Source organism: Amycolatopsis vancoresmycina (assembly GCF_000716785.1).
Lineage (GTDB): Bacteria > Actinomycetota > Actinomycetes > Mycobacteriales > Pseudonocardiaceae > Amycolatopsis > Amycolatopsis vancoresmycina.
Genome location: NZ_JNYY01000010.1, coordinates 207776 through 227387, shown reverse-complemented (window position 1 = coordinate 227387; position 19612 = coordinate 207776). Strand labels below are relative to the sequence as shown.

The following is a 19612-nucleotide window of genomic DNA, read 5'->3' as shown; positions in this document are numbered from 1 at the left end:
GTTCAGACCACAGTGGACCACGGCCGTGAGCATCGTCACGGGCCCCGGTGTTCCCGTGAGGGCCGTCACGCCTCACACTGGGTATCAGCACGTCCGACAGCGCCGTTGACGTTTGAGGCAAGTCCGCCTTGGACGGTGTCCGTCGGACGTTTTCGTGTGTTGAGACCAACGTGGTGAGACCCCACAGGAGGAAGCAGTGTCCAGCAAGGCCGCTCTCGTGTTCCGCGTGGCCGCAGTAGCCGAAGCCCTGTCCTGGGCCGCGCTGCTGGTCGGGATGTTCCTCAAGTACGTCGTCCACTCTTCCGGTGAGGGCGGCGTGCCCGTCATCGGCATGGTGCACGGCGTGATCTTCGTCCTCTACGTGGTCGTCTCCCTGTCCGTGGCGAAGCCGCTCGGCTGGCGCCCGAAGACGCTGGTCCTGGCCCTGCTCGCGAGCATCCCGCCGCTGTTCACGTGGCTGTTCGAGAAGTGGGCCCTGCGCAACGGCAAGCTCGACGGCCCGCAGCGGCTGTCCCACGGCGGTGTCGGCCTGTTCCAGGCGAAGGAACCCGTCGCCGCCTGATTCCCGGCAGGTGAGAAAGGCCCGCACTCGCCGAGTGCGGGCCTTTTCCGTTGCCGGGCGCTTACTCGCTGAAGTCCCCGGCGGCGCGGCGCACCTTGGTCAGCAGGTCCGTCAGCTGTTCGGTCTGCCGTTCGGTCAGCCCGCTGAGCCCGAAGTCGATGGCGGTGACGGCTTCGGTCGCGGCCTCACGGCGTTTGCGGCCCTCGTCGGTGATCTCGACGAGCGTCGTGCGGCGGTCGGTGGGGTGCGGCACGCGCTTGACGAGCCCGTCGCGCTCCAGCCGGTCCACTATGTTGGTGACACTGGTGGGGTGCAGCTGGAGCCGCTCGCCCATCACCCGCATCGGCAGGCTGGCGCTGCGGGCGAAGGTGAGCAGCACCAGTGCTTCGTACCGGGCGAAGGTGAGGCCGTGCGGCTTGAGCGCGCCGTCCACCGCGGACTGGATGATCTGCTGGACCCGCATCACCCCGGTCACCGCGGCCATGGTCCCGGAGGGCCCGATCCGGTCCTCCCAGATCCGGGCCGCGCGGGCGATCGGGTCGAACGGCAGCGGACGGTTCATGACACGCGAAGTTACCAGCGGGTACCGGCGGGTGTCGCACGACTGGCGGAAATGACCACCGAAGAAGGGACTTCCGAGCATGATCGTCGCGTTCAGCGTGAGCCCGTCGGGCGGAGATCCCGACGGCGGGGTGAGCGAAGCCGTGGCCCGCGCGGTGAAGGTGGTCCGCGAATCCGGCCTGCCCAACTCGACCAACGCCATGTTCACGAACGTGGAAGGCGAGTGGGATGAGGTCATGGACGTCGTGAAGCGCGCGGTCGAGGCCGCGGGCGAGGGCTCGTCCCGGGTGAGCCTGGTCCTGAAGGCGGACATCCGCCCGGGCTTCGAGGGCCAGCTGGAGGCCAAGGTGGACCGCATCGAAGCCCACCTCCGCGACGGCTCGTGAGTGTTTAGGCGGGTTCTAACTCGTCTAAACACTCACGACGGGGTCAGGGCAGCGGCGGGGTGAAGGCGACCGTCCAGCGGCCGTCTTCGCTCGTCACCGTCAGCGGGTAGCTGAAGGGCTGGCCGTCGCCGAGGGTGCCGGACACCGTCGCGCGGGTCGGGGCGGCCGCGTCCGGACCCAGGTCCACGTGCACGTCGTGGACGCCGCGGCCGGCCAGCACGGAGACGTAGTCCTTGGCGAAGTCGCCCCCGCCCGAGCCGGGGTAGTCGAGGAGGTCGGCGAACGCGTCGGCGTCGTGCCCGGAGAGGGCGACGGCGAGCTTGTCCCGCAGCTCGGCGGGTGAGGCCGCGCCCGGGTCCGGTTCGTGCACGATGAGCAGCGTCACCGCCCCGATCCAGACGAGGGCGGCTGCGATCGACAGCCCCACCTTCACGTCTCGCCGGATGTGCACCCGGCCGAGCCTGCCCCGGCGGTGCCGTCCTGCCAAGCGGACAGGCCGGGCACCCGGTGAAACTTCTCCCGCGCGCGTGCCAGGATGGAAGCGTGACACAACCACGCGGATCTGCAGCTAAGTCAGCGGCCCTGTCCGCCGCCCTTTCCGGCGCGGTCGACCTGTCCGCGCTCAAGGCCCGCGCCGAAGCGGCGCAGCGGCAGCCGGCCCCGCCCGCCCGGCCGGCCGGGGACGGACCGCCGCAAGCCGGCGCGAGCGATGCCGTGATCGATGTCACCGAGGCCACCTTCCAGGCCGAGGTCGTGGAGCGGTCGCTGCACCAGCTCGTGGTCGTCGACCTGTGGGCCGAGTGGTGTGGCCCGTGCAAGCAGCTGTCCCCGGTGCTCGAACGGATGGCCGCCGAGTCCGGGGGCGCCTGGGTCGTCGCGAAGGTCGACGTCGACGCCAACCCGCGGATCGCGCAGCTGTTCGGCGCGCAGTCGATCCCGACGATCGTCGCCATCGCCGGCGGCCAGCCGGTCGACGCCTTCTCCGGTGCGCTGCCCGAGCCCGAGATCCGCAAGTGGATCACCTCGCTCCTGGACGCCCTGCGCGACAAGCTCCCGGGCATCCGCGACGCCGAGGCGGCCGGCGGCCCGGTCGAAGAGCCCGAAGACCCGCGCTTCACCGAGGCCGAAGAGGCCTTCGAGCGGGGTGACTTCGCCGCCGCGCAGGCCGCGTACGAGCGCATCCTCGACGTCGAACCGGCGAACGAGCTGGCCAAGAACGCCCTGGCCCAGGTCAAGTTCACCGCCCGCGCCGAGAGCGCGGACCCGGAGGCCCGCGCCAAGGCCGACGCCGACCCGTCCGACCTGTCGGCCCAGCTCGACGCGGCCGACCTGGACATCGCGGAGAACGACGTCGAGGCGGGCTTCAAGCGCCTGATCGACACCGTCCGCCGCACCGCGGGCGAGGACCGCAACCGGGTCCGCGAGCACCTGGTGGCCCTGTTCGACCTGTTCGACCCGGCCGACGACCGCGTGATGAAGGCCCGCCGCGACCTCGCGAGCGCCCTCTTCTAGACACGAGAAGGCCCCCACCGCGCGCGGTGGGGGCCTTCTGCGTCGAGGATCAGGCGTAGGCCTTCGAGCAGACCGACGAGCCCTCGAGGTACCCGCGCCGCAGCGCCTCGACCCGGTCGAAACCGCTGTCCGGGCGCTTCCCGTTGACGTCCGCCGAGACGAGGCTCTCCGGCTGCAGCAGGTCCGCGATGGCCTCGTCGAGGTCACCCGCCGACAGCCGCAGGTCGCCGGGGCGGTTCGTGAACGCCGCCCACGCGCCGACCAGGCACGCCGTGCGCAGGCCCGCGTTCGCGTTGTCGATCGACGCGCCGACGCCCTTCTGGATGCCCAGCGCGTACCGCGACGCGACCTCCGAGAAGGCCGCGAAGTCGCCCATGCCGCCCGGGTCCTGGCCCTTCATCTCGGCCTCGCGGTCGATCGGCTGGGCGAGCTGGGCCAGCTTGGCCATGTCGATGCTGACCGTGTTGTCGCCCGGGCAGTACGACGCCGGCGGCGTGGTCTGGCAGCTGCCGCCGTCGGTGATCTCCGGCGCGGTCGCCCCGGCCCGCTGGAACGCCTCGTCGAGGCTCTTCTTCAGCAGCTCGACGGCCTGCGCGGTGAACTTGGCGTCGCCCTTGCCCTTGTCGCCCTTGTCGAACGGCCGCTCGGTGAGCCGCGCCTTGACGTTCTCCGCGGTCATCCCGGCGCACTCCTTGGGGCCCTTCTCGAACCCGGCCTGGAACGCGTAGGTGCGGTCGAACGCGGTGCCGTGCGCGCCCTTGTCGGCGGCGCTGGTGCCGGCCTGGTCGCGGATCAGGAACATCGACGCCATCACCTGGTTCAGGCCCTCGGACGTCGACACCCGGTAGAACTTGCTCTTGTCCTCGGCGACCCAGCGGAAGTAGCCGCCGGCGAAGCAGTCGGCCTGCTGCTCCTTGACCACGGTCGGGGTGCTCTTGCTCACCCCGGCCTTGTCGCCGAGCCGGTACTGGACGGCGTGGCCGAACTCGTGCGCGAGCACCACGACCACCGACATCGGGCCGAACCGCTGGCGCAGCATCGGCAGCAGCACGCCGCGGTCCCACGCCACCGAGTCGTCGACCGGGCAGTAGAACGCGTTCACGAGCTTCTTGACGCTGCCGCAGCCGGTCTCCTCGGTGTCGGTCTGCGCGTCGTAGGACAGCAGCGACTTCACCGGCTCGAACTGCTGCCCGAAGTTCGCCGGGAGCATCTCGGCCCAGTACGCCTGGACGTCGGCGATCGCGGCGGTGGCGAGCTTGTCGTCCTCGCCGCCGTCGGCGTTGCGGACGTTCAGGTCCGGCGACGGCGCACCCGGCTTGAGGCCGCTCTCGAAGTGCGTCACCGGCAGTCCCGAGACCGAGCCGGCGCCGGTGTCCTTGGCCGGGTCGCCGTTGGCGCCGCCCTTGTCGTTGCACCCGCTCACGGCGACCGCCGCGACGGCCAGCAGCGCGACCAGCGCCCGCCGTCCTCCCCCTGGGATCATCTGTTCCACTCGCTCTCGTACCACCCGTTACCCGACGCGCAGGACCCTACCCAGCGCATACGCCGGGCGTGCGGGTTATCCCCGAACTCCTCCCTGCGCATATCCGGTGGCGGCCCGATATCGTCGCTTCCCATGCGTGCAGTCCGCCGGTTCACCGTCCGCGCCAGCCTCCCGGACTCCCTCGCCGGCCTGGGTGCGCTGGCCACCAACCTGCGCTGGACGTGGCACCCGCCGACCCGGGACCTGTTCGCGTCGATGGACGCCGAGCTGTTCAACGCCGTGCGCGACCCGCTGCGGATGCTCACCGCGCTGCCGCCGGCCCGGCTCGACGAGCTCGCCGTCGACGACGACTTCCTCGCGCGCGCCCGCGAAGCGGCCGAAGACCTGGAGAAGTACCTGTCGGAGCCGCGCTGGTACCAGCGCCGGGACGACGACGAGCTGCCGTCCGCGGTCGCCTACTTCTCGATGGAGTTCGGCGTCACCGAAGCCCTGCCGAACTACTCCGGCGGCCTCGGCGTGCTGGCCGGCGACCACCTCAAGGCCGCGTCCGACCTGGGCGTGCCGATGGTCGGCGTCGGGCTGCTCTACCGCAACGGCTACTTCCGGCAGTCCCTGTCGCTGGACGGCTGGCAGGTCGAGCACTACCCGGTGATCGACCCGAACGCCTTCCCCCTGGAGCTGCTGACCGCGGGCGGGCGCCCGGTGCTGATCGGCGTCGCGATGCCGGGCGGGCGCGAGCTGTGCGCGCAGATCTGGCAGGCCCGCGTCGGACGGGTGCCGCTGCTGCTGCTGGACACCGACACCGAGGCCAACGACGAGGACCTGCGCGGCGTCACCGACCGGCTCTACGGCGGCGACGCCGACCACCGCCTCCGGCAGGAGATCCTGGCCGGCATCGGCGGGTTCCGGGCCGTGCGCAAGTACTGCGAGCTGACCGGCCACCCGCAGCCCATGGTGTTCCACACGAACGAGGGACACGCGGGCTTCCTCGGCCTGGAACGCGCCCGCGAGATCGTCCAGGCCGACGGCCTGGCGTTCGACGAAGCCATGCCCGCGGTCCGCGCCGGGACGCTGTTCACCACGCACACCCCGGTCAGCGCGGGCATCGACCGGTTCCCGGTGGACCTGGTCCAGCGCTACTTCAACGACGGCAGGCTGGTCCCGGACATCGACCCGAGACGGGTGCTCGCGCTCGGCGCCGAGGACAACCCCGGCCTGTTCAACATGGCGCACATGGGCCTGCGGCTGGCCCAGCGCGCGAACGGCGTGTCCCAGCTGCACGGGCGCGTCACCCGGAAGATGTTCTCGCGGCTGTGGCCCGGCTTCGACCACGACGAGGTGCCGATCTCGTCGGTGACCAACGGCGTCCACGGCCCGACCTGGGTGGCGCGCGAGCTGAGCACGCTGCTCGGCCGCGAGTGGGGCCTCGACGTCGGCGAGGGCCCGCTGCGGGACGGCGTTTCCGACGCCGAGCTGTGGGGACTGCGGCGCGACCTGCGCGAGAAGCTGGTGCACGAGGTCCGGCGCCGGGTGCGCGCGGCGTGGCTGCAGCGCGGTGCGTCGCCGCTGGAGCTCGGCTGGGTGGACTCGGTGTTCGACCCGGACGTGCTGACCGTCGGGTTCGCCCGCCGCGTCCCGACGTACAAGCGGCTGACGCTGATGCTGCGCGACCCCGACCGCCTGCGCACGCTGCTGCTCAACGAAGACCGCCCGCTCCAGGTCGTCGTCGCGGGCAAGTCGCACCCGGCCGACGAGAACGGCAAGCAGCTGATCCAGCAGATCGTCCGGTTCGTCGACGGCGCGGACGTCCGGCACCGGATCGTCTTCCTGCCCGACTACGACATGTCGATGGCCCGGTACCTCTACCGCGGCTGCGACGTCTGGCTGAACAACCCGGTGCGGCCCCTGGAGGCGTGCGGGACGTCGGGGATGAAGTCGGCGCTGAACGGCGGGCTCAACCTGTCGATCCGCGACGGCTGGTGGGACGAGTGCTACGACGGCAGCAACGGCTGGGCGATCCCGACGGCGGACGGCGTCACCGACCCCTTGCGCCGCGACGACCTGGAGGCGGCGGCCCTGTACGAGCTGCTGGGCCAGCAGATCGCGCCGCTGTTCTACGACCGGTCGCCCGACGGCGTGCCGACCGGCTGGCTGTCGATGGTGTGGCACACGCTGGAGACGCTCGGCCCGCGGGTCCAGGCGTCCCGGATGGTCCGCGAGTACGTCGACAACGGCTACCTCCCGGCGTCGCGGACGGTCGCGGCGGCCACGGGCGACGGCTACCGGGGCGCGCTGTCGCTGGCGGACTACCGCACGAAGCTCGAGGTGTCGTGGCCGCGGGTGCGCATCTTCGACTCGGAACTGCTGGTGGAGGCGACCGAGCCGCTGGTGGTCGGCACGGAGGTGACGATCCGCGCCCGGATCGACCTGGCCGCCCTGGATCCGTCCGAAGTGGACATCCAGGCGGTGGTCGGCCGGGTCGGCGACGACGACGAGCTGCGCGACCCGGTGACGGTCCCGATGACCGCCGACGGCATCGGCGCGTTCGCGGCGCGGGTGAAGCTGCCGCGCCCGGGGTCGATCGGCTACACGGTCCGGGTGCTGCCGAAGCACGGCCTGCTGGCGACCCCGGCCGAGCTGGCGCGGGTCGTGCTGGCTTAGCTGCGCACAGCGGCGAGGAAGGCGGCGAAGCTCTCCGCGGGGACGGCGATGTGGCCGCCCGCGCGGTCCTTGGTGTCGCGGATCGCCGCGTAGCCGGGGATCACCGCGACCTCCACACACGTGCCGTTGCTCTCGGTGTAACTGGAGGTCTTGAAGGTGGCCGTGGCGAAGTTAGGGGACATGGGGGACCGTCCTCCGGTGTCATGCGTAGGTCTGGGCGATCTCCAGGATAAGCCTCCGTGACTTGTCGATGCCGGATGCGTTCGCAGTAAGGCGGCTCCACAGCATCGCGTAGTCCGCTGTCTCGGCGACGCCGTCGAGATAGTCGGCATCGTGCAGGTTCTCGACGTAGACCATCTCCAGCGGTTGCGCGGCAGCGGTGGGGGCTGGGATGCGCAGCGTGGTGAAGCCAAAAGTGCTGGCATTGCCTGGTGCGTCGAAGGGCAGGATCTGGAGCTGGATGTTCGGCTTGCGGGAGATCGTCGCGAGGTGCTTCAGCTGTTCGTTCATCACCGCGTTGCCGCCGACGATCCGGCGCAGGCAGCTCTCGCTCAGGATGAAGTTGGCCGTCGCGGGCCGCTGCCGGAACAGCACCTCCTGGCGTTCCAGCCGGGCCGCGACGACATCCTCGATGTTGATCGTGTCCCGGCGGAAGTCGTGGCCGAGCATGGCGCGCATGTACGACTCGGTCTGCAACAGGCCGGGCACCATCTCGGCGCCGTAGTGCTGGATCAGGTTCGCGTCGCACTCGAAGTCGTAGTACGCCCGCTGCTGGAGCGGGACCGCGGCGCGGTGGCCGGACCAGCGGCCGCGCTGGCTGCGCGTCCTCGCCAGCTCGACGATGGCGGCCTTCTGCTCGTCGCTGTGCACGTCGTAGTGGTCGAGGAGCATCTTGGCGTCGCCGGGGGTCAGGCCCTCGCGGCCCTTCTCCATCTTGGTGACCCGGGTGGTGTCGCGGCCGAGCAGCTTGGCGGCGTCCTTCATGTCGACGCCCGCCTGGAGCCGCGCTTCCCGCATGTAGATCGACAGGAACTTCAGCCGCACCGTCGGCGTCATCGGCATGGAACCTCACCCGTTCGAGTCAATTGCTGTACAGCAGTTGCAAAGTTGGTCTGGTGAATTCAGACTAGCAACCGTTGGCGGAGGCGTGGGGTTGCGCGCTCCGGGATCACTCGAAAGGGGATGGCTGTGAGCGAGCCGCTAATCAGGAGCACCGAACCGCGGCGGGAGTGGCTGGTCCGGTGCTCGGATGCCTGGCGTGACCTGGCCGTGTGCTCGGTCGAGGTCAACCGGGGCGAAATCGGCATCTTCGGGCCGCGCGGGGACGTGTTCACGCTGAACCGGGCGGAGATCGCCGACTTCCGGACCGCGCTCGACGCGGCGATCGGGCAGGCCGAGTCCGACCTGCGGGCGGAACGGGCCGGCCGGGCCGCGGACTACCGAATATAGCGGCGCGCGCTGCCCTGCGCGAAGCTAAGTTGGGGGGCATGCGCTTCGGAATGTTCGTCCCGCAGGGCTGGCGCCTCGACCTGGCCGGCATCGACCCCGCGGACCACTGGCAGACCATGCTCGGCCTCGCGAAACACGCGGAGGCCGGCCCCTTCGAATCGATCTGGGTCTACGACCACTTCCACACCGTGCCGGTGCCCACCGAGGAAGCCACGCACGAAGCCTGGTCGCTGATGTCGGCGTTCGCCGCCGCGACCGACACCATCCGGCTCGGGCAGATGTGCACCTGCATGGGCTACCGCAACCCCGCCTACCTGGCGAAGGTCGCCGCCACCGCCGACCTCATCTCGGGCGGCCGGGTCGAAATGGGCATCGGTGCCGGCTGGTACGAGCACGAGTGGCGGGCCTACGGCTACGGCTTCCCCACGGCCGGCGAGCGGCTCGGCCAGCTCGACGAAGGCGTGCAGATCATGCGCGACCTGTGGGCCACCGGCAAGTCCACTCTGGACGGCAAGCACTACCAGACGGACGGGGCGATCCTGCGCCCGCTCCCGCTCCAGGACGGCGGGATCCCGCTCTGGATCGCCGGCGGCGGCGAAAAGAAGACGCTGCGAATCGCGGCGAAGTACGCGAAGTACACGAACTTCTACCCCGAGCCGGAGATGTTCACGCGCAAGTCGGAGATCCTGGCCGCGCACTGCAAGGACGTCGGCACCGACTTCGACGCGATCGTCCGCTCGGGCAACCTCAGCGTCGTCCTCGGCGAGACCGAGAAGGACGTCCAGGATAAGCAGGCCTGGCTGAAGGCGCACTACGAGAAGTACGTCCCGGCCGAAGAGGCCGAGCGGGCGGTCGCCACGTTCGCGAGCGGCCCGTCGGCCGGCACCCCGGAGCAGGTCGCCGAGCACCTCAAGGCCCTGGGCGAGCGCGGGATGTCGTACGCGATCCTGAACTTCCCGGAAGCCGCGTACGACCGCTCCGGCATCGACCTGTTCACCAAGCACATCGCCCCGGCGCTGGCCTAGAACTGTCGGTGCTCCCCGGTAGCGTGGAAAACGGGGGCTGCTAAGGCACCGCCGGGCTCCCGCCGGCCTGCACGGGCAGGCCGGCGGCGGCCCAGGCGCGGAACCCGCCGTCGAGGTCGGTCGCGTTGCGCAGGCCCAGCCGCTGCAAGTCGGCCGCCGCCAGGCTCGACGAATAGCCCTCGTTGCACAGCACGATCACCGTCGTGTCCGGCGTCACCGCGGGCAGCCGCCACTCGCTGTCCGGCGCCAGCCGCCACTCCAGGTGGATCCGCTCGACGATCACCGCGCCCGGGATCTCGCCCTCGGCCGCGCGGTTCGCCAGCGGCCGGACGTCGACCAGCAGCGCCCCCGCCTCCTGCAGCTCGCGGGCCCGGCCGGGCGTCACCCGGTCCAACCCGGACCGGGCGGCGGCCAGCAGCGAATCGACAGCGCTCATGACCGGACGATAGCGGGCAGCGGCGGGATTTCCGCCGGAACGTCGGCGAGCGAGTCGTACTCCCGCGTCGCCACCAGCGGCGGCGAATACGCGTGGACGCTCGCCGCCGGCTGGTCGCCGAGGCCGGTGACCTGGTGGGCGCGGCCGGCGCCGAAGCCGAGCCCTTCGCCGGCCGCGTGCGTCCGCCGCCGGATCGGCCCGCCCGGATAGCGGTACTCCTCACCGAGTTCACCCTGCAGAACGGTGAACGAGCCGGACGCGCCGCCGTGGTCGTGCGGCTTGGTGTGCTGGCCGGGCAGCCACGACAGCAGCCACAGCTCGACGCCGTCGGTCAGCGCCAGGCGCGCCCACCAGCGGCGGTCCTCGTCGAACCGCAGGATGCCGCGCAGGCCCGCGGTCAGCTCGGTGGTGACGGTGCTGGTCAGGTCGGCCAGCTCACGCGGGGTCCAGAGCAGCCGCGCCGGGTGCAGCAACTCGGGCAGCAGCGGGTCGGTCAGCTGCGGGTGGATCTCGACGGACGGGCGAACCAGGGAAGTGGTCAACGCGGGTGCTCCTCGGACGCGAAGGATTTCGGGACACGGGGCAGCACGGCACCGCACGCGCCGAAGGGCGCGAGGGATCAGCGGAGCCGCGCCCGCGTACACCCGGCCGAAGCGACGAGGAGCAGGTCGATGGTGCGACGGCGCCAGAACGAACCCCGGGTGATCCCGGTGGCTGGCGCGTCGGCTGACATGCCGGTGATCCTGCCACAACGACGGCCGGAGCTGCTCTTCCGCGGTGCGGCGTTCCACGTCGTGGACACTCCCCGACCTGCCGGTTCGCCGTCTCACCCGGGCGGGTGCGCACGCGCGCGCGAGGAGCAGACAGAATGGGGCTCGTGAGCGAGCCGACCCAGCCCAGCGAACTTGACGACCTCGTGGTCCGGATGGCCGGTGTCGGCGTCCGCCGGGGGACCAACGACCTCCTCGCCGGCCTCGACTGGACCGTGGAACTGGACGAGCGCTGGGTGGTGCTCGGCCCGAACGGCGCGGGCAAGACCACCCTGCTGCGCCTCGCCGCGGCCGAACTGCACCCGACCACCGGCGAGGTCGACCTGCTCGGCGAGCGCATCGGCCGGGTCAACATCTTCGACCTCCGCCCGCGCATCGGCTTCACCTCGGCCGCCATCGCCCAGCGCGTCCCGGGCGACGAGCTGGTCAAGGACGTCGTGGTCAGCGCCGGCTACGCGGTGCTCGGCCGCTGGCGTGAGGAATACGACACCCTCGACACCGCCCGCGCGACCGAGCTCCTGGACGCGATGGGCATCGGGCACCTCGCCGAGCGCACCTTCGGCACGCTGTCCGAGGGCGAGCGCAAGCGCGCGCTGATCGCCCGGTCGCTGATGACCGACCCGGAGATGCTGCTGCTCGACGAGCCCGCCGCCGGTCTCGACCTCGGTGGCCGCGAGGACCTGGTCGCCCGGCTGTCCGACCTGGCGCTGGACGCCGAAGCACCGGCCCTGGTCCTGGTCACCCACCACGTCGAGGAGATCCCGCCGGGGTTCACCCACGCGCTGCTGCTCCGCGACGGCCGCGCGGTGGTGTCCGGCCTGGTCGACGACGTCATCACCAGCGAAAACCTGTCGAAGACGTTCGACCAGGACCTCGTGCTGGAGCGCTCCGGCGATCGCTTCTTCGCCCGGCGCCGCTAGGCTGCCCTTACCGGCCGGTAGCCTGCTGGCACCCGTTCAACGAGGAGGAGTGGCGTGGGAGAGTTCGTAACCCTCGAGGTCAAGGACGGGGTCGGCACCATCCGGCTCGACCGGCCGCCGGTCAACGCCCTGAACGCCCAGGTCACCGCCGAGCTCGCGGAGCTGGCGAAGGAGGCCACCGAGCGCGACGACGTCCGCGCGGTGATCCTCTACGGCGGCGAGAAGACCTTCGCGGGCGGCGCGGACATCAAGGAGATGGCCACCCGCACGTACCCGGAGATCGCCAAGTTCGGCGCCAACCTCACCGGCACCCTCGCGGCCATCGCGAACATCCCGAAGCCGGTCGTCGCGGCCATCACCGGCTACGCCCTCGGCGGCGGCCTGGAGCTGGCGCTGACCGCGGACTGGCGGGTCGCGGGCGACAACGTCAAGGTCGGCCAGCCCGAGATCCAGCTCGGCGTCATCCCCGGCGCGGGCGGCACCCAGCGCCTGGCGCGGCTGATCGGGCCGAGCAAGACCAAGGACATCGTCTACACCGGACGGTTCGTCAAGGCCGAAGAGGCGCTGCGGCTGGGGATCGTGGACCAGGTCGTCGCCCCCGACGACGTCTACGCGGCCGCGCACAAGTGGGCGGCCCAGTTCGCGAACGGCCCCGCCGTGGCGCTGCGGGCGGCGAAGGCGGCCATCGACGGCGGTCTCGACATGGACCTCCCGAACGCGCTCAAGCTCGAGTCGCACCTGTTCGCCGCCCTCTGGGCGACCCAAGACCAGCAGAACGGCATGAAGTCGTTCATCGAAAACGGGCCCGGCAAGGCCACTTTCGAAGGGAAATGACGCCTTGACCGACGTGAACGACCCGGCCCCGAACCCGCACGCCACCGCCGAAGAGGTCCAGGCCGCGTACGCCGACCCCAAGCTGGCGAACGTGCTCTACCACGACTGGGAAGCCGGCACCTACGACGAGAAGTGGTCGATCTCGTACGACGAGCGCTGCATCTCCTACGCCACCGACGTGTTCAACGCCGTCGCGGGCGAGGACGGCCAGCCCTACCAGCACGCGATGGAGCTGGGCAGCGGCACCGGCTTCTTCCTGCTGAACCTGATGCAGGGCGGCGTCGCCAAGAAGGGCTCGGTCACCGACCTCTCGCCCGGCATGGTCCAGGTCGCGCTGCGCAACGCCGAGAAGCTCGGCCTCGACGTCGACGGCCGGGTCGCCGACGCCGAGCGCATCCCGTACGAGGACAACACGTTCGACCTGGTGGTCGGGCACGCGGTGCTGCACCACATCCCGGACGTCCAGGCGGCGTTCCGCGAGGTGCTGCGCGTGCTCAAGCCGGGCGGCCGGTTCGTCTTCGCCGGGGAGCCGACCAAGATCGGCGACTTCTACGCCCGCAAGCTCGGCCAGTTCACCTGGTTCCTGACCACGCGCGTGACGAAGCTGCCGGTGCTGAGCGGCTGGCGGCGCCCGCAGTCCGAATTGGACGAGTCGTCCCGCGCGGCCGCTCTCGAAGCGGTGGTCGACATCCACACCTTCGACCCGTCGGAGCTGGAGTCGTGGGCCCGCGGGGCCGGTGCCCAGGACGTCCACGCGGTCACCGAGGAGTTCGCCGCGGCCCTGGCCGGCTGGCCGATCCGGACGTTCGAGGCCGCCGTGCCGCAGGAGAAGCTGACCGTGCGCTGGCGGCTGTTCGCCTACCACCTGTGGCTGCGGCTGTCCGCTGTGGACAAGAAGGTGCTGTCGAAGATCCTGCCGCGCGAGCTGTTCTACAACGTGATGATCACCGGGACCAAGCGGCCGTCCTGAGTTGGGGTACTCGTTCAGCCTCGGCGACGTCGCCTACCTGCGTTCCGGCGCGGGTGTGGCGGCGCTCGCCGAGGTTTCGGCGTTGCCGCTGACCGACCGGATCGCGTCGGTCGCTGCCGTCCGCCGCGTGGCTGGTGAGGAGCACGCGGCCGCGGTGCTGGAAACCGTGCTGCTGCGCCGGAAAGCCGTCGGCAAGCTGTCCGGTGTGGACTGGCTGTTCACTTCCGACGCGCTCCAGCAGGCGAGCGCGTCGATCGTGGCGCGGCACCGTGCGACGCGGCTGGCCGGGCTCGACGTGCACGACGTCACGTGCTCGGCGGGCGCGGACCTCGTCGAAATCGCGCGGGTGGCCCGGCGAGCGCTGGGGTCCGATCTGGACCCGGTGCGGCTGGAGATGGCGCGCCACAACGGAACCACCGCGGGTGTCTCTTTCGGACTCGCTCGCGCCGACGCGCTGCGCCCGGTGAGCCGGTCAGGGGTGGTCGTCGCCGATCCGGCCCGGCGTGACTCTTCCGGGCGGCGGGCGTGGAAACCCTCGGACTTCGCGCCACCCCTGGATGGACTGGTCGAGGCATACCCGGGGCGGGCGCTGTCCGTGAAATGCGCGCCCGGCCTCGACTTCGCACTCACGCCGTGGGCGGAGGAGGTCGAGCTGGTGTCCCTGGACGGCCAGGTCCGCGAGTCCTGCCTCTGGCGCGGCCTGGGCACCGGCGTCACGCGACGGGCGACCGTGCTGCGTTCGGACGGGACACAGTGGACGGTCACCGACGCCGAACCGGACGAACTGCCCGCGCGCGAGCCGGGGGAGTGGATCGTCGACCCGGACGGCGCGGTCGTGCGGGCCGGACTGGTCCGCCACTACGCGGCCCGGCACGGGTTGTGGCAGCTGGACGAGCGCATCGCGTACCTGACCGGAGACACCCCGCCGCCGGGGGTGCGGGCCTTCCGCGTCCTGGAGCAGGGGCCGTACAGCGAGAAAGCGCTGAAGGCCGTCCTCAAGCGACACGACGTCGGCCGCCTGGAGATCCTGGTGCGCGGCCTGGACGTCGACCCGGACGCGTTGCGCCGCCGACTGAAGCCGCGCGGCGAAACGGAAGCTTCGGTGGTTTTGACGCGGATCGGCCGCGCGCCGGTGGCTTTTCTCTGCCGGGCGGAGCGAGTGACGTAGGTTCCCCCGGTCGTCAAGTTCTACGGGAGGGTTCGCCGTGTCCGGAAAATGGTCAAGTCTCGTCAAGCTCGCCGCCGCCGCGGCCATCGGCGCCACTGTCGCCTCGGGCGCCACCGCGCTGGCCGGCTCGGACGAATCGACGGCCGCCCGCGCGAAGGAGCCGGCCAACATCGGCCAGGTCAAGCTCGACGTCAAGGCGTACTACGGCGACTACGTCGACGCCGCGGGCAAGCACCACTACTCCGACACGAGCCGGTTCGTGAAGGACACCAGCCGGATCGTCTCGGACGCGAAGCGCTCCCTGCAGCAGTCGCTGGGCCGGGTGAAGAACCCGGCGATCGTGCTGGACGTCGACGACACCTCCGAGGTCACCTACGGCTGGGAGGCCGACAACGACTTCGGCTTCGACCCGGTCAAGCAGCAGCAGGCCATCGACAACGGCACCTTCGTCGCCAACAAGCCGGTGCTGGAGCTGGCCAACTGGGCGGCGCAGCACGGCGTCAAGGTCTACTTCCTGACCGGCCGCAACGAGTTCCAGGGGCCGCAGTCGCTCAAGAACCTCGCGAACGAAGGCTTCCCGGCCCCGGCCGGCGCGTTCTTCAAGCCGAAGACGGCGGCCCCCGACTACCTGCCGTGCGGTCTGACCTGCACCACCGTCCAGTACAAGTCGGGCACGCGGGCGCACATCGAAGCGACCGGCGCGAAGATCGTGCTCAACCTCGGCGACCAGTTCAGCGACCTCGAAGGCGGTTACGCGCTGCGTCCGGTCAAGCTGCCGAACCCGATGTACTACCTGCCCTGATCGCGGAATAACGGCCGGGCCCGGCGTGCTGCTCCTCATACCGAGGACTCTTAGGGAGCTGACATGGCGAAGAAGGTTCTGCAGCCGGGCCCGGACCACCCGATCACCGTCGAGCCGACCAAGGCGCGCGTCGTGGTCAAGGCGGGCGGGCGTGTCGTCGCCGACAGCCGCAACGCGCTCACCCTGCAGGAATCCACCTACCCGGCGGTCCAGTACATCCCGCTGGCCGACGTCGACGCGGCCGTGCTCGAGCGGACCGCCCACGAGACGTACTGCCCGTACAAGGGCGAGGCGAGCTACTACTCGCTGAACGCGGGCGAGGTGAAGGGCGAGAACGCGGTCTGGACGTACGAGAACCCGTACGACGCGGTCGCGCCGATCAAGGACCACGTCGCGTTCTACCCGAACGTGGTCGACTCGATCGAGCTGGTCGAGGACTGAGCTGGACCTCGACCTGCTGCGCACGTTCCTGGCGGTCCACCGCGCGGGTTCGCTGACCGGCGCGGCGCCGTCGCTGGGCCTGTCCCAGCCGACGGTGACCGCGCAGGTCAGGGCCCTGGAGGAGCAGCTGGGGCAGCAGCTGTTCGTCCGCCGCGCCCGTGGCGTGACGCCGACGTCGGCCGCCGACGAGCTGGCGGCCCGGGTGGCCCCGCACATCGACGCGCTGGCTTCCGTGGTCGTCGGCGAGGCCTCCCCGGTGCACCTGGCCGGGCCCGCCGAGCTGACGACGGTCCGGGTGCTGCCCGCACTGGCCGGCCTGGTCGCGCGCGGGCTCGAGCTGCGGGTGACATTCGGCCTGGCCGACGACCTCCTGGCCGGCCTGGCCCAGCGCCGCTTCGACCTGGTGGTCTCGACGATCCGCCCCCGCGGCCGCGGCTTCACGGCCACCCCGCTGACGGACGAGGAGTTCGTCCTGGTCGGCCCCAGCGGCTTCACCGGCGACCCCCGGACGGCACCGCTGGTGGCGTACGCGGAGGACCTGCCGATCATCCGCCGCTACTGGCGCACGGTCCTGGGCACCCGCCCACCGGCGGGCCCGGCGGTCGTGGTGCCGGACCTGCGCGGGGTCCTGACGTGCGTGCTGGCGGGGTGCGGCGTCAGTGTGCTGCCGCGGTATCTGTGTGCGGCCGAGTTGGCGTCGGGGGAGCTGGTCGCGCTGCTGGAGCCGGCGGAACCGCCGATCAACACGCTGTTCGTGGTCAGCCGGCCCGAGCCGTGCCGGGCGGGGCCCGCGGCGGTGCGGGACGCACTGCTCGCGGACGCCGCCCGGTGGTGACTCAGCCGGTGTAGCCGGCGAAGATCTTCGCGAACTCGTACTTCGACTGGGGCACGTTGGTGCACTTGTAGAGCGCCCCGGTGCACGCGTTCGCGTCGCGGCCCTGTTCCCAGAACGACAGCATTCCGAGGTGGACCGTCTTCGCGAACGCCACCAGCGCCTTCGCGTCCTTCTGGTAGAAGATCTCGTTCTGCGAGTCGTTGACGCCGATCATCGGGGTGACGCCGACCTTCTTCCACGCCGCCGCGTCGCTCAGTCCGTACAGCGACTTCAGCTGCGCCTGCGTGGCCTTGGCCGCCGAGATCGCCTTGGCGCCCTGGTCGCCCGCGCCCTGGTAGTAGTCCATGGCCATGATGTTGACCAGGTCCAGATTCACCCCGGCGTTCTTGGCCGCCGTGACCACGTTGAGCCCGTCCGCGGTGAGGCCGTTGGGCAGCACCGGCAGCGTCAGCGAAATCTTCAGCCCGGGGTTGTTGTTCTGCAGCGTTTTCAGGGCCTGCGAGCGCCGGGCGATCGACGCCGGATCGGCGACCGCCGCGCCCTCGATGTCGAAGTCGGCGTACTTGAGGCCGTACGCCTTGACCACGGCGTCGTACTCGGCCGCGACCTGCGCGGCCGTGCTGCACGCCTGGGCCAGCTCGATGCCGGACGCGCCGCCGAAGGAGATCTTGACGTCGCCGCCCGCGTTGCGGATCTTGGCGATCTCCTCCTTCTGCCACGCCGTGCGCGGGTCGTAGGCGCCGAACCAGCTGGCCTTGCAGCCGTAGGAGTTGACGAACGCGAGCGTGAACCCCTTGACGCCGCTCGCGGCCGACATCGCCGACAGGCTGGGCGTCGGCCACGCGCCCATGTCGACGTAGGGGCCGACCGGGATCGGGGAACCGGCCGCGGCGCCGGCGGGCGTGGCCAGGCCGGTGGCCAGCAGGGCGAGCCCGCCCAGGACGGACAGGAAGGAACGGAGACGCATGGGAACCTCCACGACGACGAGCGCGGCGGCGGGAACTGCGGTCCCCATTGGTATAGACCTTTTACGGTGGTGTGGACCATCGGCCGATCGGGCTACGCCGGTGACGGTGCGTTGCCGCGGCGGCGGGGACGGCGGCCGAGCCACCACTCGGCGGCCAGCAGCGGCAGCACCCAGCCGGTCCACGTCGTGATGCCGGCGATCGCCTGGCCCAGCGCGACTTCGCTGCCGCCGAACGTCGTGTCCAGCTGCGGGGTCAGCACGAGCGCGCAGACCACGCCCCAGATCCGGTTGCTGATGATCGACATGCACAGCGCGAAGCTGCGGACCATCCAGCGGCGGTGGTCGCCGAACCGCCGCGCCCGCGCCGCCCGGTAGCCCTGGACCGTGCAGCCGAACCAGAGCGTCGCCAGCAGGACGTTCGACACCGCTCCGACCGGCCCGAACGGCGCCGCGAGCGCGATGGTGAACCCGGCGATCGACGCCGGGATCGCCCCGGCGAAGACGTACACGCGCCCGGTGCGGCGGTGCACCGCCGGGTGCTTCTGCCGCAGCCACGGCCAGACCTGCAGCGCGCAGGTCACCATGGCGACGGTCGCGAACCCGATGTGGGTGAGCAGCACCGGGTAGTACCAGCCGGTCGGCGCCGGGATCCGTGACCGCGCGGGATCGAGCCCGAGGTACGGCGGGAGCGAGAACACCAGGAACGCCGTGACGAGCAGGCCCAGCGGGAAGACCCACGGGCGCCGCCACCACGGTGTCGCGCGCCGGACTGCGGGCTGTTCGGTCGTCGTCATGGTGCCCCCTTGTTCATACGGTGTATTTGAACCGTATTGAGGACTTCGGCTGGGCGGCAATCATTGCGAGCAGCAATGGGGGAGTACCCTGAAACCGTTCTAGGCAAGGTCGTGAAGTGTTCTAGTACGGATCGGGGTGTTCGTGGCGGAGGCGCCCTACCTGCGGATCGCGGCGGACCTGCGCCGCCGGATCACCGCGGGCGAGCTTCGGCCCGGTGACCGCGTCCCGTCGACCCGGGCGCTGGTCCGCGAGTGGGGTGTCGCGATGGCGACCGCGGCGAAAGCGCTGTCCGCGCTGGGCGAGCAGGGCTGGGTGCGTGCGGTGCCGGGCAGCGGCACGGTCGTCGCCGACCGGACGCCGTCGAAGCCGCCACTGGGCCGGGACAGCCTGGTGCGCGCGGCCATCGCGCTGGCCGACGCCGACGGCCTCGCCGCGCTGTCGATGCGGCGGCTCGCGGCCGAGCTGGGGGTCGGCCCGATGGCGCTGTACCGGCACGTGCCGGACAAGGAGGAACTGCTCCGGCTGATGGCCGACGTCGCGCTCGGGGAGGCGGAGCTGCCAGAACCCGGCCCGGCGCCGTGGCGGCCCCGCCTCGAACTCGCAGCCCGCGCGCAGTGGCGGGCCTACCGGCGCCACCCGTGGCTCGCGCCGATCCTGCTCAACTCGCTGGTCCGGCCGCCGGTGCTGGCGGCCGGCCTGCGGCTGGTGGACTGGTCGCTGCGCGCGCTGGCCGGCACCGGCCTGAAGCGGCGGGTCAAGCTGCAGGTGGTCATGACGCTCAACGGCTGGGTCGGCGGGCTGGCGGTGAGCAACGCGTTCGAGGTCCAGGCCGAGCAGGACACGGGCATCACCGGCGACCAGCGCCTGGCGGCGGACATGGCGCTGCTGGCGCGGCTGCTCGGGTCGGGCCGGTACCCGGTGCTGGCCGAGGTGATGACCGGGCTCGAGGACGTCGACCTGGACGAGGCGTTCGAGTTCGGGCTGCGCCGCCAGCTCGACGGCATCGCCGTGCTGCTGGGCGAACACTAGACTGGC

General features: G+C 71.2%; 23 protein-coding genes. 14 read left to right on the top strand and 9 right to left on the bottom strand.

Features of this window, described 5'->3' with window-relative positions:
• Positions 1-196 precede the first annotated feature (196 nt).
• Positions 197-562, top strand: a complete 366-nt coding sequence (locus tag OO60_RS25515; RefSeq protein ID WP_004562934.1) for a DUF3817 domain-containing protein — start codon at positions 197-199, stop codon at positions 560-562.
• 61 nt (positions 563-623) lie between these two features.
• Here the strand turns inward: OO60_RS25515 and OO60_RS25510 are convergent, their stop codons facing one another.
• Positions 624-1124 carry a MarR family winged helix-turn-helix transcriptional regulator gene (locus tag OO60_RS25510; protein WP_004562932.1) on the bottom strand — a complete coding sequence of 167 codons (501 nt, stop codon included), beginning with the start codon at positions 1122-1124 and terminating at the stop codon, positions 624-626.
• A gap of 79 nt (positions 1125-1203) precedes the next feature.
• Here OO60_RS25510 and OO60_RS25505 point away from each other — a divergent pair, with 79 nt between their 5' ends.
• Positions 1204-1509, top strand: coding sequence for a thiamine-binding protein (locus tag OO60_RS25505; RefSeq protein ID WP_004562931.1), 306 nt, complete (start codon positions 1204-1206; stop codon positions 1507-1509).
• Positions 1510-1552: 43 nt separating this feature from the next.
• Here the strand turns inward: OO60_RS25505 and OO60_RS25500 are convergent, their stop codons facing one another.
• Positions 1553-1960 carry a hypothetical protein gene (locus OO60_RS25500; protein ID WP_081656119.1) on the bottom strand — a complete coding sequence of 136 codons (408 nt, stop codon included), beginning with the start codon at positions 1958-1960 and terminating at the stop codon, positions 1553-1555.
• Positions 1961-2052: 92 nt separating this feature from the next.
• Here OO60_RS25500 and OO60_RS25495 point away from each other — a divergent pair, with 92 nt between their 5' ends.
• Positions 2053-3021: a tetratricopeptide repeat protein gene (locus OO60_RS25495; protein WP_033262189.1), complete on the top strand. Its 969-nt coding sequence runs from the start codon at positions 2053-2055 to the stop codon at positions 3019-3021.
• 49 nt (positions 3022-3070) lie between these two features.
• On the opposite strand, the gene OO60_RS25490 is transcribed toward OO60_RS25495, so the two are convergent.
• Positions 3071-4504, bottom strand: a complete 1434-nt coding sequence (locus OO60_RS25490) for a neutral zinc metallopeptidase (protein WP_003058953.1) — start codon at positions 4502-4504, stop codon at positions 3071-3073.
• Between the two features lie 132 nt (positions 4505-4636).
• Here OO60_RS25490 and glgP point away from each other — a divergent pair, with 132 nt between their 5' ends.
• Positions 4637-7165, top strand: a complete 2529-nt coding sequence (gene glgP / locus OO60_RS25485; protein WP_003058950.1) for an alpha-glucan family phosphorylase — start codon at positions 4637-4639, stop codon at positions 7163-7165.
• On the opposite strand, the gene OO60_RS25480 is transcribed toward glgP, so the two are convergent.
• Both OO60_RS25480 and OO60_RS25475 read right to left on the bottom strand, forming a co-directional pair.
• Entirely contained in the window at positions 7162-7347 is a 186-nt protein-coding gene (locus OO60_RS25480) for a DUF397 domain-containing protein (protein ID WP_003058948.1), read from the bottom strand. The two genes, glgP and OO60_RS25480, sit on opposite strands and share 4 nt — an antisense overlap.
• Positions 7348-7366: 19 nt before the next feature.
• A complete protein-coding gene (locus OO60_RS25475; RefSeq protein WP_003058945.1) occupies positions 7367-8221 on the bottom strand; it encodes a helix-turn-helix domain-containing protein in 855 nt (284 codons plus the stop codon).
• A gap of 132 nt (positions 8222-8353) precedes the next feature.
• Between OO60_RS25475 and OO60_RS25470 the strand changes: the two genes are divergently transcribed.
• Together OO60_RS25470 and OO60_RS25465 are read left to right on the top strand one after the other, a co-directional pair.
• Positions 8354-8614: a hypothetical protein gene (locus tag OO60_RS25470; RefSeq protein ID WP_003058943.1), complete on the top strand. Its 261-nt coding sequence runs from the start codon at positions 8354-8356 to the stop codon at positions 8612-8614.
• A gap of 38 nt (positions 8615-8652) precedes the next feature.
• Positions 8653-9639, top strand: a complete 987-nt coding sequence (locus tag OO60_RS25465; protein ID WP_003058941.1) for an LLM class F420-dependent oxidoreductase — start codon at positions 8653-8655, stop codon at positions 9637-9639.
• Between the two features lie 40 nt (positions 9640-9679).
• Here the strand turns inward: OO60_RS25465 and OO60_RS25460 are convergent, their stop codons facing one another.
• Together OO60_RS25460 and OO60_RS25455 are read right to left on the bottom strand one after the other, a co-directional pair.
• Positions 9680-10075 (bottom strand): rhodanese-like domain-containing protein, encoded by a 396-nt coding sequence (locus OO60_RS25460; protein WP_003058939.1) that lies wholly within the window; start codon positions 10073-10075, stop codon positions 9680-9682.
• Positions 10072-10617 carry a cysteine dioxygenase gene (locus OO60_RS25455; RefSeq protein ID WP_003058937.1) on the bottom strand — a complete coding sequence of 182 codons (546 nt, stop codon included), beginning with the start codon at positions 10615-10617 and terminating at the stop codon, positions 10072-10074. The genes OO60_RS25460 and OO60_RS25455 overlap by 4 nt, the downstream gene beginning before the upstream one ends.
• Before the next feature lie 326 nt (positions 10618-10943).
• Here OO60_RS25455 and OO60_RS25450 point away from each other — a divergent pair, with 326 nt between their 5' ends.
• The 7 genes from OO60_RS25450 to OO60_RS25420 all read left to right on the top strand — a co-directional run bounded on the left by OO60_RS25450 (position 10944) and on the right by OO60_RS25420 (position 16815).
• Positions 10944-11765 (top strand): ABC transporter ATP-binding protein, encoded by an 822-nt coding sequence (locus OO60_RS25450; protein WP_003058935.1) that lies wholly within the window; start codon positions 10944-10946, stop codon positions 11763-11765.
• Between the two features lie 54 nt (positions 11766-11819).
• Complete coding sequence (locus OO60_RS25445) at positions 11820-12599, top strand: enoyl-CoA hydratase/isomerase family protein (protein WP_003058934.1); 780 nt, start codon at positions 11820-11822, stop codon at positions 12597-12599.
• A gap of 4 nt (positions 12600-12603) precedes the next feature.
• Positions 12604-13569: a class I SAM-dependent methyltransferase gene (locus OO60_RS25440; RefSeq protein ID WP_003058931.1), complete on the top strand. Its 966-nt coding sequence runs from the start codon at positions 12604-12606 to the stop codon at positions 13567-13569.
• 1 nt (position 13570) lies between these two features.
• A complete protein-coding gene (locus OO60_RS25435; RefSeq protein WP_003058928.1) occupies positions 13571-14737 on the top strand; it encodes a class I SAM-dependent methyltransferase in 1167 nt (388 codons plus the stop codon).
• Between the two features lie 37 nt (positions 14738-14774).
• The gene (locus OO60_RS25430) at positions 14775-15539 is read left to right on the top strand and encodes an HAD family acid phosphatase (RefSeq protein WP_003058925.1); all 765 of its coding nucleotides are present in this window, start codon (positions 14775-14777) and stop codon (positions 15537-15539) included.
• 63 nt (positions 15540-15602) lie between these two features.
• Positions 15603-15980 (top strand): DUF427 domain-containing protein, encoded by a 378-nt coding sequence (locus OO60_RS25425; RefSeq protein WP_003058923.1) that lies wholly within the window; start codon positions 15603-15605, stop codon positions 15978-15980.
• Position 15981: 1 nt separating this feature from the next.
• Entirely contained in the window at positions 15982-16815 is an 834-nt protein-coding gene (locus OO60_RS25420; RefSeq protein WP_167346736.1) for a LysR family transcriptional regulator, read from the top strand.
• Between the two features lies 1 nt (position 16816).
• On the opposite strand, the gene OO60_RS25415 is transcribed toward OO60_RS25420, so the two are convergent.
• On the bottom strand, positions 16817-17782 hold the full coding sequence (locus tag OO60_RS25415) for a chitinase (RefSeq protein ID WP_033262188.1): 966 nt from the start codon (positions 17780-17782) through the stop codon (positions 16817-16819).
• Between the two features lie 92 nt (positions 17783-17874).
• Entirely contained in the window at positions 17875-18576 is a 702-nt protein-coding gene (locus OO60_RS25410; protein WP_003058917.1) for a DUF2306 domain-containing protein, read from the bottom strand.
• A gap of 142 nt (positions 18577-18718) precedes the next feature.
• Between OO60_RS25410 and OO60_RS25405 the strand changes: the two genes are divergently transcribed.
• Positions 18719-19606, top strand: a complete 888-nt coding sequence (locus tag OO60_RS25405) for a TetR/AcrR family transcriptional regulator C-terminal domain-containing protein (RefSeq protein WP_033262211.1) — start codon at positions 18719-18721, stop codon at positions 19604-19606.
• Positions 19607-19612: the final 6 nt, after the last annotated feature.